Raw genomic sequence first — 14,823 nt, forward strand, 5'->3', positions numbered from 1 at the left:
AAGCTAACCACTACTACTGCCTTCATGGTTCGGGACTTTCACCCTATAGATTGCACCCATGCCGGGCGCACGAAAAAAGGAAGCCGTTCAAAATGAACGGCTTCCTTTTACCAAATTTTCAGTTGTTGTCATTCGTAACGCTCAAGGTTTTTTGTTTTGATATTATTAAAAATCTTGATCTTAATTAGATTGTTTTAACGAATCTTTTAAGGAATCGCTTTCCTCGGTTGTATCTTCACCTGGGACAGAGCCTTCTTCATCTGTGCCACTCTCTAAATCAGTGCTCTCGTCAGTTTCATCAACGGCAGGCGATTCATCCGTGCCAGTTTCAGATTCTTCGATTGCAGGTGATTCTTTCTTATCCGTTTTAGATCCTTCGACTGCAGGTGCTTCTTCTTTATCAGTTTCAGTTTCGTCAACCGCAGGTGTTTCTTCTTTTTTAGCTGAATCGTCAAGTTCGCTGCCTTCAGCTTCAGTTGCCGATTGAATGGCAGAAGCTTGTTTATCGACAAAATCAAGTGGATTTAACGCAATGTTATCTTTTCTGATTTCGAAGTGGACATGCACGCCCGCCTCTTCGTTGATTTGGCTTTTTCCAGCTGTAGCAATTGCTTGCCCTTGTTTCACTTTGTCACCGACTGCAACTTTAATGTCTTTAACAGATTGATAACGAGTAACTACACCATCTTCATGCTGTACTTCAACTAAATTTCCAAGTAACGCATCGTCTTGGACTTTCGATACATTTCCACTTAGTGAAGCTTTTACATCGAAAGATTTTCCATCTTTCATTGCAATGTCTATACCTTTGTTTTGCTCATATCTATTGTTGTAGAATACCAACGCTTCTTCTTGTGCCTTTTCATCCGCATTCACATCATAAAACTGTTTCTTAATAACCGTTTTGTCTGCATCGGCTACAGGCATCTTGATTGTCTCAAGATTACTATTAACCTCGACAGAAGGCTGACCATAGTTTTTTCCTGTTTCAGCTGATTCCTCTTTGCCATCCTTAGCTGAATCATTAAAACTATTTTGTAATAAGAAGGCCGCGGCTAAGATTATGGCTGCACTTGCGATATAGATTGCTGATAATGCCCAACGTTGTTTTAGTATACGTCGGATTGTGGAAGTTGGTTTCTTTTCTTCCTCTCTCATATTAATCACCTCAGCAATCATTCTGAACATTTTGGTAAGATTATATACATTCAGATAAAAAAATTTTTAGATTTATTTTGTGGAAATGAAACCGATTTTATTCGTAGAATGGTAAAATGTTTGGTATCTAACTATTGAAGGGTGTTTAATTCATGAAAAAAGCCTTTAAAATCGTGTTAACGTTATTGCCTTTTCTATATATGATTGCCATTTGGATAATGTCGAGCAACCCCGATGATATGATTCTTGATCTTCCATCATCCTCAATTGACCGATTTATCAAAGAGGCACTTCATCTAGTCGAATTTGCCCTTTTGTATATATTATTGGTTTCTGCTCTTGCTGCAAACCAAAAACTGAAACCTGGATTAAGCTTGTTGGCGGCCATAGCAGCATGCTTTTACGGAGTTATAGATGAATATCACCAATCATTCATCCCATACCGCTCCGCTACCTTAATAGATGTCATTAAAGATATCATTGGAGTAGCTGCTGTGTATTTCCATGTCCAATATCATTATTTCAAGCATGAACGAGGCTTTTTGACCATTATAGAAAAAATAAGCACAAAAAAATGAGAGATGGGATTCCCCATCTCTCATTTTTTTGCCGTCATCGTATTCAGCCACTTACTTGAAGACTGAACTTTAACGCCTTTATAATAATATTTTACGATGTCTTCATAGGTTTTCCCTTCCCTGGCCATTCCATTAGCACCGTATTGGCTCATTCCAACTCCGTGCCCAGATCCTTTTGTCGTGATGACAATCTGGTTGCCTTGACGCTCCCAGTTAAAATCGGATGATGTCAGACCCAGCTTTTCACGGATCTGTTTTCCTGTCATTTTCTTTCCTCCGATTTTCACCACACCTACGCGATTGCCTGATGTTCTTTCAATGACAGTTCCTATTGTTGTTCCCGATGATAGACTTACACCCAGTTTGCTTTCAAAATCTGCAGTGTTCACAACAACTTTATTATAAAACTTTGGTGATTCCTGTTTATCCCAAGGACTGGATACGCTTTTTAAATAGGGGAAATCCGCTTGCCAATAGTCCTCGGAATTCTCAGTGTAGCCATTGCTGGTCGAAAAAAAAGTCGCAGTAATCGGTTTTCCTTCATAGGTTAGAATTTGACCCGCTGTTTCCTTTATTGCTTTGTTAATTTTCTTCATCTTCCATTTATAATCAGAGCCCCACTGTTTTTTCAGCTCATCATTATTCTTATAAACTTGGTGCATGACCGTATCGCTTACATCGGCACCATCAGGCAAGCCTAATCGACTTTCGCTTAGGAGCTGATTGACAATGTAGGTTCTCGCTGTCAATGCTTGTGCCTTAAGTGCTTCTTCCTCGAAATCCGCTGGCATTTCAGCCGCTACTACACCAGCTAAATACGTTTCAATCGGCAGTTTTTCAATCTTTCTTGCAGATGTACGGTAAACAGCAACTTCAACGGAACTCATTTCATTTGCACTTACCTCTTTACCTTCATTCTTCACTTTTTTTTCTAATTGTTCGGCTAACTCTCCACTTGTCTTATCATTTGAAAATGGAAGCACAAGCACTGCTGGAATCATGATAATTACGAATGCTACTGCTATGAATAGTACAATCATCGGTTTGATTGCTTTCAAATTCCTGAGCCTCCCTACACTTGTTTTCTCTGCCGTAAATCACTATCCGGCAGGTATCTTTACATAACAAATGTATGTCGAAGGACAAGCTTTTATGAATAGAAAAACGACAACCATTTAGCTGGAGGCCATGAATGCCTGATACAAGACAAAAAAAACCATTCACGTTTCAATGACTCGAACGTGAATGGTTTTATAAGCTATCTTATGCGTTTAAATCGGCAATTTTTTTTGTTTCTGCAGGTACATCTTCGTTAATACGTTCCACATCGGCACCTAGAGAAGCCAATTTACCATGGAAATTCACGTATCCTCTGTCAAGATGCTTTAATTCTGTAACACGAGTAATGCCATCTGCAACCAATCCAGTCAGGATGAGCGCTGCCGCGGCACGTAAATCTGTTGCAGCTACTTCAGCACCTTGTATGTTAGTTGGTCCATTAACGATAACAGAACGACCTTCAATTTTAATATTGGCATTCATGCGACGGAATTCCTCAACATGCATAAAACGGTTTTCGAAAACGGTCTCCGTAATCATACTTGTTCCTTCAGCACGCAATAATAATGCCATCATTTGCGATTGCATATCAGTCGGGAAACCAGGATGCGGCATTGTTTTGATATCAATGGCCTTCAAGGTTTTTGGACCGATAACGCGTAATCCATCTTCTTCTTCAAGAATTTCAACACCCATTTCTTCCATTTTAGCAATAAGGGAAGTAAGGTGTTCAGGTACAGCGCCTTGAACAAGAACATTGCCGCCAGTAAGAGCAGCCGCCGTCATAAATGTACCGGCTTCGATACGGTCAGGTATAATCGCATGTTCAGTGCCATATAATTTATCGACACCCTCGATTCTCATCGTACCAGTACCAGCACCTCTGACTTTGGCACCCATTTTATTAAGGAAATTCGCAAGATCTACAATTTCAGGCTCTTTGGCCACATTTTCAAGAACAGTTATACCTTCTGCAAGTGTTGCTGCCATCATGATGTTTTCAGTGGCACCCACACTTGGGAAGTCAAGATACACTCTTGCACCCTTAAGTCTGCCTTCTACCTCGGCATCAATGAAACCATTGCCGACCTTCACTTTTGCTCCCATCGCTTCAAAGCCCTTTAAATGCTGGTCGATAGGACGTGATCCGATGGCACAGCCACCAGGAAGAGCAACGCGGGCCCGGCCATTCCTTGCTAGTAATGAGCCCATCACTAAAACGGAAGCTCTCATTTTTCGTACATATTCAAATGGTGCTTCTTCTAATAACTCTCTTGATGCATCTACAGTTACTTGATTGTCATGAAAGGCAACATCTGCATTTAAGTTGCGCAATACTTCATTGATTGTATATACATCGGAGAGCGTAGGAACATCTTTAATGATACTTTTCCCATCACTTGCTAATAATGTTGCAGCGATAACTGGCAAAACGGCGTTTTTAGCACCTTCTACTTTAACTGTCCCGCTAAGCCTTTTTCCGCCGCGGACGATGATTTTTTCCAAAAGTATTCCCCTCCGCGTCCATTTTCTCTATATTAATATTCAAACGTTATGATTGGTGTGCCAACTACAAAGTTCGTTCGGTCACCCAATCCTTCTGTCCGTAGCCCAAACTGCAAATTTAATTTTTCTTTTGTCAAAGGTTGTTTAAACAATGTTGAATGTGCAGATATAGATGTAAAGTTTGTTTCATGCACACTCTCAATTTCCCTTGCTTGGAACATATCTAACAGGTCTTCAGTTTTAGCGTTTAAAACCGAATCCATATTATCATTGATAGACCCTTTAATACAAGAAAAAATTGAAGGAGTCCCTATAAATAGTTCATTCACCCTGTTCTGGAACGTAGTTGTAAAAAATGCCGAATTAGCTTTTTCCCACTCTTTTCCCTTCACTTCGTAAATGACATAGGTAACTTTATCAAATTTCTCTTCCGTTGTCATTATTTTGATAGACTCGGTTAGACCTGAATCGACATTGTAAGTTAACGCCTCAGCCTTCCAGCCGGAAGCATCATCTTTCCGGTGCCATTGAAATTGAGGGTATTTTCGTTTTAAAGCCGTAACTTCTCTTTCAAACTCTTGTTTAGTTGTAATCTCTTTATTTATTTCTCTAGCGAGTACAGACCAATCCCCTATGTCCAAATCCTTATCCTTTTGTAACAGTCCCACCAATTTAACTATATCTGGTTTACTTTCTGCCACAATCGTACTATTCCCAATTAAAATCACCATCAAACCAAGAAATACTATGTATGTTAACATTTTTTTGTTTAAATTATACATGTTAAATCCCTCCCCTTTTATCATTCTTTCCATAAGGAGAGAGATCATACTTCGAGTTTTCCGACAATTGGTGACACCTTCCACCTGACAAATGGCAGGAAGCAAAAGCGAATACAAGAGTAGAATCATATTTTGCTATAAGAAGAGCCTTACAGCTTATCAGTCATCACTAAACATATACGGGAGCTGGTTTGCAAATCCCAGGTAGTCAAGGAAGAAATTACTCACAACTGAACCGATGGCAACCGTTAATAAAATATATAAAACCCTGGCCTTGATGACCGAATTGGATCTTAAGATTTTATCAAAGTGTAATGCCTGTAAAGCCCACCAGGTAACTGCAATGAAAAACAAGTGTGCAATTATTCCTGTTAAAGCCTGTTGTCCCATTGCTGAAAACATGTACATACCTCCTAAAAGACACCCGTCTTCTATTCTAACACAAAACCCCTTCGTATTTGGAATATAAAAGGAAGAATTGCAAAATTTCTTTTTAAAACTGTAAATAGAGGCTTGATCCAATGGAGCAGGCCTCTGATACAGGCATTATATCATTTACTCGAAATAAAGTCTGTAAATTCACCGAATTGATCATGAATAAAATCTAAGGCAATATTTGGCGCCACCCCGAAAAGTATGGTGCCTATTACGCAAATGATCAACACGGCGGATAGACCCGAACGAATTTTAATGACCTTCTCTGAATGAATGGGCCGGAAAAAGACTTGAACCAATAATCCGAAATAATACACATAGGATACAACAGTACCGGCAATCATGATTCCCGCAAGGACAAAATGTCCAGGTTCCGTAATGAATGTTCCAAGGAATATATTGAGTTTGCCAATGAATCCTGTCGTCCCGGGAATTCCTGCAAGCGATAGGATAAATACAGTAAATCCTATGGCAAGAAACGGTGATTTCCTCCCAAGTCCTGCAAGAATGCTAATGTCTTCTGATCCACTTTGGCTGGCGAGCAGCTGAATGACTGCAAATGCACCGATATTCATTAATACATAAGCCATTAGGTAAAACCAGACTGTATCGATCAGGAAATATCCCCCGCCCAATGTAGCCACCGCTACAAGGAGGTAACCCGCATGGGCAATGCTTGAATAAGCGAACAATCGTTTTAGATTTTGCTGCCTTAACGCAACCACATTTCCAATGATGATTGTCAGACCTGCCAATGAAGCTATATAGATATTATTTTTTTCCAAAAAGTCGAGTGCTCCGAAGGTATCGCCGGAAGCTGTTAGGAACAACGAAAGAAAAATGCGCAGGATGATCACGAAACCCGCTACTTTCGAAATTACACTTAAGAAGGCTACAACTGGTGTCGGTGCCCCCTCATATATATCAGGTGCCCACATATGAAATGGGGCAGCAGCTATCTTGAAGGATAAACCGACAAATACCATGAAGAAAGCGAGGCCCATAATATATTGCAGCTGACCATCCGTCATCGCAGCCATCGTCCGGCTCATCTCGCCTAGATTGACAGAACCAGTCACTCCATATAAATAGCTCATCCCGAATAAAGTGATCGCCGTGGAAATACCTCCGTTTATCACATACTTCATGGACGCTTCGTTAGACTTCCGAACATGTTTACGCATTCCGACTAATATATAGGATGAAAGTGAAAGAAGTTCCAATCCAACGAACAGTGTTATCAAATCCCCGCTTGAGGACATGACCATCGCTCCAAGCAAAGCGGTCAGGAACAGATAATAAAATTCCCCCCGATGCTCTCGCAGCCCCTCTTGCGGTTCATAGCCTTCAGCCAGAAGGATGATTAGGCCCGCCCCGAATAATAAGAGTAGCTTAAATGCTTTTGCAAAAGAATCTAAACGAAACGTATCGGATAAGATACTGACTGTCTCAAAGGATAGTAAGCTAATCAGTGACAAACATGCCAAAATGATTCCGGTTAGCGCGAGCCATGCCAGTTTTCTCCGATTAAAGTGCTTCGGCCAGAATAAATCCAATATCGAAAGGATCATGGCCGTTCCAAGGATGATGAATTCCGGCATCATCGCTCCCCAATCATAAGAAAGCATCGTGTTCCACTCCATCCTTCATCGCCCCCCTAGAGCTAGCATCATGGCTTTAATCGTTCCTTGAAGAGGCCCGCTTAACAAATTTGGGTATACCCCAACGGATATTATCAAACCGAGAAGAACCGTTGCTGGTACAAGCTCCCAGCCTCTAAGGTCCCGTCTCTCTTTCTCTACCAAGCTATCATTTTTCCCGAACGTCATCAACATGACCGCCCTCAGTATATAGACAGCGGTTAATACCAGCCCGATCACCCCAATTGCTGCAAGCAATGGCTGACTCTTGAACAAGCCAAGAAATACCATGAATTCACTGATGAAGCCCGACATGCCAGGCAAACCGAGTGAGGCCATCCCGCATGCTAACATGAAGCCTGAAAAAATCGGCATCGACTTGGCCAATCCCCCAAGCTTAGGAAGCATGGTGGTTCCCGTCCGCTCATACAACACAGCCACCAAGAAAAATAACAAAGCAGCAATAAGACCATGTGAGATGACTTGAAAAATTGCTCCCTGAATGCCCGCTTCATTCAAGGCTCCTAGCCCCATCATGACGATTCCCATATGTGAGATTGACGAGTATGCTAAAACAAGTTTAAAATCCGTTTGTACCAATGCTAAAAATGCACCATATAAAAAACTGAGGACCCCAAATAGGACAACGGTAAAGGCCAAGCTTTTATATTGTTCAGGAAATATCCCCATTCCAAACCGGATGATTCCATATGCCCCTATTTTTAATAGTACACCTGCATGAATCATCACTATGGATGGAGGTGCTTCTGCATGGACTCGCACCATCCAGCTGTGAAAGGGAAATACGGGCAGCTTTATCGCAAATGCAACGAGAAAGGCCAGACATAAACCAAACTTCATCGAACCGGATATTGGTGCAAAAAGCGAAACACCGCCCATTGTCATAATCTGTGTCAAAGCCGCAATATTGGTCGTACCTGTCCTGGCAAACAAAATCAAAATAGCCACCAATAAAACCGCCGAACCAATGCCATTATAAATCAGAAAACTATAAGACGCTTTCTCCCTCTCCAGAAAGCCCCATCTACCAATTAAAAAGAAAGCGGGAATCAGCGTCATTTCAAAAAATATGAAAAAAAGGATCAAATTTTCTGCCGTGAAGACACCAAGCATCCCAATTTCCAAGATTAAAAATAACAAATAATAACCTTTCCATCCTTGTTTTATATAAATGGAGGCGATTGCAGCCAGTGAAGAAATGATTGTCGTCAGTAATATGAAGATAAGACTTAATCCATCCAGCCCCAACTCAAAGTCAACCGTGAAGAGCTTGGGATCATACATCTCCAAATTCCCAAATCTTATCCAATTCAACTTAATGTCAAATAAGGATAGGGCCACACCCGAATAATATTGGCTGCATAGAAAGAACGATAGGAAAAGGGGAGGCAGTGTTCCGAAAAATCCAAATTGTTTAATCGTCCTTTCCTCTTTTTTCGGCATAAGGGCAACCATCACTATGCCCAGCAGAGGTGAAAACACTAAAAGCGAGAGCAAATAGACATTCATCTTAGATACCCCCCAGTTACTGCAAAAATCACCAACAGTACCGCAAGTCCCAGAAAGGCTATCATTCCATATTGCTGTACCTGTCCCGTTTGCAATTTAGACCCTATTTTCCCCAATCCTTCTATTGAACTTGTAACAGTGGATACCAAGCCACCGACAATGAATCTTTCGAAATAAGATAGGAATATACTGAAGCCTTTGATTGCATGGCCTACAGTGAAATGATAAATCTCATCAATATAATACTTATTTTCCAAAATTCTATATAACTCGGAGTTTTCCTTAACAAGCCAGCCCGGATGTAACCTCTTTTTAGCGTAAATCGTATAAGCAAGGAATATTCCGGCCAGCGATACAAGAACGGCCATGAACATTATCCAAACAGGTCCCTCACTATGGCTGGCGCCTAGAAGATTTTCATTTCCCTCCACAAGCCACTCTCCCAGGAAATTTCCAAACCAAGGTGTTTGGATATATCCACTGATTACAGCAAGCAATCCCAATACGAGCATGGGAAGTAGCATGATGGAAGGTGATTCCTTGACCTGTTTTATTTGACTGCGTGAATCTCCTGCAAAGATCATGAAAAACAGCCGGAACATATAAAACGCAGTTAAAAAGGAGGTAATAGCCGCTAGTCCAAACAAAACATAATTTCCATTCTCCCAGGCTGCCATTAGAATTTCATCTTTACTGAAAAAACCCGAGAGCAAGGGGAATCCTGATATCGCCAAAGTGCCAGTCAAGAACAGCGGCCCAGTCCAATTCAATTTACCCCATAATCCGCCCATCTTTTCCAAATCCTGTGTATGTATAGCATGAATAACACTGCCTGCTGCCAAAAACAGCAATGCTTTAAAAAAGGCATGGGTCATTAAATGAAACACCCCCGCCACATATCCAGCAGTACCCAAAGCAAGCATCATAAAACCAAGCTGAGAGATTGTAGAATAGGCCAATACGCGCTTAACATCCTTTTGCACTATAGCAATGCTTGCGGCAAAGATGGCTGTAAATCCACCTGTAATTGCTACGACCTGCATCGCAGCAAAACTAGCCAGGAATAACGGAAACATGGTCGCCACCAGATAAACCCCTGCAGCAACCATGGTTGCTGCGTGAATCAATGCGGAAACCGGAGTCGGTCCCTCCATTGCATCCGGAAGCCATGTGTGTAGTGGAAATTGTCCCGACTTCCCAACCGCACCGATAAAAATCAAAATAGCGATCAAAGTCAATCTTCCATTTGATATAACGTCCGATTGAACGGCTTGAAAGATCTCCCCATATTCAAAGCTGCCTGTTTCCCAGAATAGTAGAATAATACCGATTAAGAGTCCTACATCCCCAATCCTTGTCATGATGAATGCCTTCTTTGCTGCATTCTTAGCTTCCTCTTTATAAAAGTAAAACCCAATAAGCAGGAAAGACCCCACCCCGACCAATTCCCAAAAGAAATATAGTTGTAATAAATTAGGTGCCATGACAAGCCCAAGCATGGCAAAGGTGAAGAAGCCCAGATAAGCATAAAAAATGGAGAATCGCACTTCACCCTTCATATACCCCTTCGAATATATCTGAACAAGCAGGCTGACAAGGGAAACGATCACAAGCATCAAGGCATTAAGCTGATTGATTTCAAATCCCGCTGTAAGTTGCGTCCTTCCGAAGGAAAGCCAATCAATCGATATTTTATAAGTAGGTTCTTTAAACCGTTCTATCAAGGCAAGCAAAGATAAAACAAACGAAGCCAAAGTACATATAATTCCTATATGAGCCCCTCGTTCCCTCAACCGCCCACCTGATAGAAGCAGAACCAGAAACGTGACGAGTGGAAAGATCGGTATGAGCCAAGCGTTCTCCATCATCGTATCAAATCCCCTTCTTCATTTATATAAACCTTCAATGCTTCATGATATCCATTTCATCGACATTGACCGTCTTCCGGTTGCGATAAAGGGACATTAAAATAGCGAGCCCTACAGCTGCCTCGGCCGCAGCGATTGTAATCGTGAATAATGAAAACACTTGACCCGTAATGGATGGCGTTACCCCGAATTTACTGAAGGCAATTAAGTTAATATTCGCAGCGTTCAGCATCAGTTCGATTGAAATCAATACAATGACCGCATTTCTTTTCGTCAAAGCGCCATATAGCCCTATACAAAATAAAACGAGTGCCAATACAAGATAGGCCGACAAGGGAACTCCCGTCATGATTGATCTCCCTCCTCATCATCCTTTTTAGCCAATACGATGGCGCCGACTAAAGCAACAAGCAGGAGTACCGACATTACTTCAAATGGAATCACATATTTTGAAAAAAGTTCGATTCCTATTTGTTTTGTATTTTCCTCATGCAAGGCGGTAGGCTGTACAGGTATATCCAGATTATAAATCCCTAGATAAACCGCCACGGCAAATCCAGCAATCGCTGCCAGCAAGGAGAATTTCCCCCACCCCCCTTTAGCGGGTTCATCACTTTCTTGGTGTTTCGTGAGCATAATTCCAAATAACATCACGATCGTAATTGCCCCTGAATAAATAAGGATTTGGACAATGGCGACGAACTCGGCCGAAAGTACCATATAAATGCCAGCAATGCTCAAGAAAGTAAAAACGAGTGCAATTACCATGTGCACTACTTTAGTTAAGGTAATTAGCAGTACCCCGCCTAAAATGGCGACGAGTGCCAAACCAAAAAAGGCAATTAATTCACCGGACAAACTCATACTTTATTCACCTTCCGGATATTCTCATCATTTTCATCCAGCCATTCCAGATTTTTAAATAAATGTTCACGGCTATACTCCGCCAGCTCAAATTGATTTGTCATCACGATTGCTTCTGTAGGGCAGACCTCCGTACATAAATCACACAAAATGCAAATCTCGAAATTAATGTCATACGTATCAATGATTTTACCTTTTTTCGACTGGTCCGGATGTTTTTTACCAGTTAATTGAATACAATCGGTTGGACAAATCGTCACGCATTGATTACATACAATACACTTTTCAGGATAAAATTTTTGGATTCCTCGGAATCGGTCAGGGAGCGGCAGCGGCTCATTCGGGTAGTCATAGGTCACTTTTTTCCTCGTCAAGTTCTTTAATGTATAGGTCAAACCTTTTGCTAAACCAAGCATATAAATCCCTCGCTTTCTGACCAGCTCAAGTTTTTAAAAAAGTTTAATTAATTCTTTTATAATTGCCGTCAAAAATATATTTGCTAATGCAACCGGAAGCAGCACTTTCCATCCGAATTCCATCAATTGATCTGCCCTTATACGAGGAAAAGTTACACGGATCCAGACCAACACATAGAAAACAGCACTAAACTTCAGACCGAACCAGATGGCTGCCGGAATAAAATCCAAAAACGGAATAGAATTCCATCCCCCTAAAAATAATACAGTGGTTAGTGTAGCCATTGCAAACATATACACATATTCGGATAACATAAAGAAGGCCCAGCGAAATCCAGAGTATTCAACATGATAGCCTGCAACAAGCTCGGACTCCGCTTCCGGAAGGTCAAAAGGAACCCTGTTCAGCTCGGCAACCGATGCAATAAAAAACACGATGAACGCAAGCGGCTGAAGAAAAATGAACCAAACCTTCTCCTGGGCTGCGACTATTTCATTCAAATTTAAACTACCTGTTAAGAGGACTATTCCCACTAGCGACATCACCAACGGAATCTCATAAGATATCATTTGAGCGGCTGCCCTCATTCCGCCAATCAAAGAATATTTATTATTGGATGCCCAACCCGCAGTGACGATGCCGATTGTCGATATGCCGGAAATGGCGATATAATAAAGCAGTCCGACACCTATATCAGCAAATTGGAAGGCATCGGTGAACGGCAAGGTGGCCAGGACCATGAAAGCCGGAGCAAAAGCAATCACTGGAGCTAATATATATAGCGGCTTATCGGCTTTTTTTGGTATAGTATCTTCCTTGATCAGAAGTTTCAAAACATCTGCAACGGTCTGCAAGAGCCCCCATTTACCCCCAATTTGGTTAGGGCCGACACGCAGCTGCATGAACCCCATGATTTTCCGCTCTGATAGGATTCCATATGTTACAAACCCTAATACAACGAATAACAGCAGGACTGCCAAACCAAAAAATATGCCAAAATTCAGTAGGCTTGGAGTGGAGTGGAGCAAATCCTTGATCATTTATCCATCCACCTCCCCTAAAACGATATCGATAGCCCCTAATATCGTTATCAAGTTCGCCATATTTTCCCCTTCCAATAATTTCGGAAGAATTTGCAGATTATAAAATGAAGGTCTTCGAAATTTCAAACGATATGGCTCCTTTTTGCCTTCACTCGCGATATAACAGCCGATTTCCCCTCTTGGTGATTCAATCCGGACAAACGCTTCACCCTTAGGAACCTTTATTATTTTCGGGACCTTAGCAAGGACCGGCCCTTCTGGAAATTGCTCAACCGCCTGCTCGATGATTTTCAGTGATTCCTCGATTTCTTCCATTCTACAGTGATAGCGTGAAAAGGCATCACCCTCTTCCCGTGTAGGAACATCAAAGGTGAACCTGTCGTAAATGGAATATGGTTCATTCTTTCGCAAATCCCATTTCACACCCGTACACCTTAAGTTAGCACCGCTAAGTGAATACTGCAGCGCTTCTTCTTTCGTATAGATGCCCACCCCTTTAACTCGATTCACAAAGATTTCATTCCCTGTTACAAGCTCATGGTAACCGATAAGCTGCTCCCTCATATAAGGTACAAACTCGGCCACCTTCACAATCCAGTCGTCAGGAGCATCCCATTTCACACCTCCAACACGCATATAATTGAATGTGAGTCGTGCCCCTGACAATTCAGTCAATAAGTTAACGATCATTTCACGTTCTCGAAAAGCGTATAAGAAAGGGCTCGTCGCACCTATATCAAGCAGGTATGTACCCCACCAGACAAGGTGGCTTGCAACTCTGCCCAATTCCATCGCGATAACACGCAAATATTCTGCCCTTTCGGGGATATCCACTCCCATCATTGTTTCAACAGCATGGCAAAGTACATAATTATTTGTCATTGCTGCTAGATAATCGAGCCGGTCGGTATATGGAATTATTTGTGTATATTGCAGATTTTCCGCTAGTTTCTCCGTACCTCGATGTAAATACCCAATGACCGGGGTAGCCTCTTTTATAATTTCACCGTCAATCTTGATGACAAGCCTAAAAACACCATGTGTACTCGGATGCTGCGGCCCGACATTGAGAAGCATTTCTTCCGTCCTTAACATTGGGCTTACACCTCCACATCATAAGGCTGATAATCTTTTCTAAGGGGATACCCTTTCCAATCATCACCAAGTAAAATTCGCTTTAAATCAGGGTGTTCCTGAAAATTAATACCTAATAAATCATACGCCTCACATTCCGGCCAATTTGCTCCTGACCATAATGGAACCAATGATGGAATAATGGGAGAATCCCTATCCAGCTTCACCTTTAAGGCAACCGATTGGTTCATATTGAATGAATGTAAATGCACATAGATTTCCATATGGGATTCAAAATCCGTACCATGAAGTTCCGATAAATACGAAAAGTTAAGCTGCTCATCATTTCGCAGAAATTTTGCTATTGAGAAATATGTATCCGGATTAGCCACTAAAGTGGGTACATCTTTTGATAGTCTATTAATATAGTGGTCTATTAATGCCTCTTGTCCTACATGCCTTTCAATAGCATGAACAATTCGATCAAGTTTAGCCTGATTTGGGGAAGGTTCATCTGGGGTGTTATCTTCCGTGCTTTCCTTTACAGTGGTCCTGGTCTTCGCAGCAGCAGCGGCTTTCGCTTTGGCAGCTGCAATAGCCTTTGCCTTCGCATTTTCAAAATCATCATCATTATCCTTATCCCTTGATTCCTTTTTCCGAGACAATGCTGCAGCCTTCGCCTTGGCCGCTGCCGCCGCCTTTTGCTTCGCTATATCCGTTTCGCCTTCCGGCTTTTCCGCACTTTCAGCTTTCGCCTTTTTCCGAGCCAATGCTGCAGCCTTCGCCTTGGCCGCTGCCGCCGCCTTTTGCTTCGCTATATCCGTTTCGCCTTCCGGCTTTTCTGCACTTTCAGCTTTCGCCTTTTTCCG

The 14,823-nt window shown here is 41.8% G+C and carries 15 protein-coding genes; 1 reads left to right on the plus strand and 14 read right to left on the minus strand.

Going from position 1 to position 14,823, the window contains the following annotated elements; translation table 11 throughout:
• Positions 1-180: 180 nt before the first annotated feature.
• Positions 181-1,158, minus strand: a complete 978-nt coding sequence (spoIIQ, locus tag N9I19_RS21740; RefSeq protein ID WP_317778952.1) for a stage II sporulation protein SpoIIQ — start codon at positions 1,156-1,158, stop codon at positions 181-183.
• 152 nt (positions 1,159-1,310) lie between these two features.
• Here spoIIQ and N9I19_RS21745 point away from each other — a divergent pair, with 152 nt between their 5' ends.
• Positions 1,311-1,736, plus strand: coding sequence for a VanZ family protein (locus N9I19_RS21745; protein ID WP_061465665.1), 426 nt, complete (start codon positions 1,311-1,313; stop codon positions 1,734-1,736).
• A 20-nt stretch (positions 1,737-1,756) separates the two neighbouring features.
• Here the strand turns inward: N9I19_RS21745 and spoIID are convergent, their stop codons facing one another.
• The 13 genes from spoIID to N9I19_RS21810 all read right to left on the minus strand — a co-directional run.
• Entirely contained in the window at positions 1,757-2,794 is a 1,038-nt protein-coding gene (spoIID, locus tag N9I19_RS21750) for a stage II sporulation protein D (RefSeq protein WP_250211729.1), read from the minus strand.
• Positions 2,795-2,999: 205 nt separating this feature from the next.
• Entirely contained in the window at positions 3,000-4,301 is a 1,302-nt protein-coding gene (gene murA / locus N9I19_RS21755; RefSeq protein WP_089362013.1) for a UDP-N-acetylglucosamine 1-carboxyvinyltransferase, read from the minus strand.
• 32 nt (positions 4,302-4,333) lie between these two features.
• A complete protein-coding gene (locus N9I19_RS21760) occupies positions 4,334-5,083 on the minus strand; it encodes a YwmB family TATA-box binding protein (protein ID WP_185147775.1) in 750 nt (249 codons plus the stop codon).
• Positions 5,084-5,242: 159 nt separating this feature from the next.
• Positions 5,243-5,485, minus strand: coding sequence for a DUF1146 family protein (locus tag N9I19_RS21765; RefSeq protein ID WP_061465671.1), 243 nt, complete (start codon positions 5,483-5,485; stop codon positions 5,243-5,245).
• A 149-nt stretch (positions 5,486-5,634) separates the two neighbouring features.
• Entirely contained in the window at positions 5,635-7,161 is a 1,527-nt protein-coding gene (nuoN, locus tag N9I19_RS21770) for an NADH-quinone oxidoreductase subunit NuoN (RefSeq protein WP_317778953.1), read from the minus strand.
• Positions 7,162-7,164: 3 nt separating this feature from the next.
• On the minus strand, positions 7,165-8,688 hold the full coding sequence (locus N9I19_RS21775) for a complex I subunit 4 family protein (RefSeq protein ID WP_317778954.1): 1,524 nt from the start codon (positions 8,686-8,688) through the stop codon (positions 7,165-7,167).
• Positions 8,685-10,556: an NADH-quinone oxidoreductase subunit L gene (gene nuoL / locus N9I19_RS21780; protein ID WP_317778955.1), complete on the minus strand. Its 1,872-nt coding sequence runs from the start codon at positions 10,554-10,556 to the stop codon at positions 8,685-8,687. The genes N9I19_RS21775 and nuoL overlap by 4 nt, the downstream gene beginning before the upstream one ends.
• 34 nt (positions 10,557-10,590) lie before the next feature.
• Positions 10,591-10,905, minus strand: coding sequence for an NADH-quinone oxidoreductase subunit NuoK (nuoK, locus tag N9I19_RS21785; RefSeq protein ID WP_061465679.1), 315 nt, complete (start codon positions 10,903-10,905; stop codon positions 10,591-10,593).
• Positions 10,902-11,420, minus strand: a complete 519-nt coding sequence (locus N9I19_RS21790) for an NADH-quinone oxidoreductase subunit J (RefSeq protein WP_061465681.1) — start codon at positions 11,418-11,420, stop codon at positions 10,902-10,904. The genes nuoK and N9I19_RS21790 overlap by 4 nt, the downstream gene beginning before the upstream one ends.
• Positions 11,417-11,836, minus strand: a complete 420-nt coding sequence (gene nuoI / locus N9I19_RS21795; RefSeq protein ID WP_061465683.1) for an NADH-quinone oxidoreductase subunit NuoI — start codon at positions 11,834-11,836, stop codon at positions 11,417-11,419. Before nuoI ends, N9I19_RS21790 begins: the two co-directional genes overlap by 4 nt.
• A 33-nt stretch (positions 11,837-11,869) precedes the next feature.
• The gene (gene nuoH, locus N9I19_RS21800) at positions 11,870-12,877 is read right to left on the minus strand and encodes an NADH-quinone oxidoreductase subunit NuoH (RefSeq protein ID WP_061465685.1); all 1,008 of its coding nucleotides are present in this window, start codon (positions 12,875-12,877) and stop codon (positions 11,870-11,872) included.
• Positions 12,878-13,975: an NADH-quinone oxidoreductase subunit D gene (locus tag N9I19_RS21805; RefSeq protein ID WP_061465687.1), complete on the minus strand. Its 1,098-nt coding sequence runs from the start codon at positions 13,973-13,975 to the stop codon at positions 12,878-12,880.
• 5 nt (positions 13,976-13,980) lie between these two features.
• Positions 13,981-14,823, minus strand: an 843-nt coding sequence (locus N9I19_RS21810) for an NADH-quinone oxidoreductase subunit C (protein WP_317778956.1), incomplete at its 5' end; no start/stop codon positions are given.

The organism is Peribacillus sp. CSMR9, assembly GCF_033141925.1.
GTDB classification, from domain to species: Bacteria; Bacillota; Bacilli; order Bacillales; family DSM-1321; genus Peribacillus; species Peribacillus simplex_A.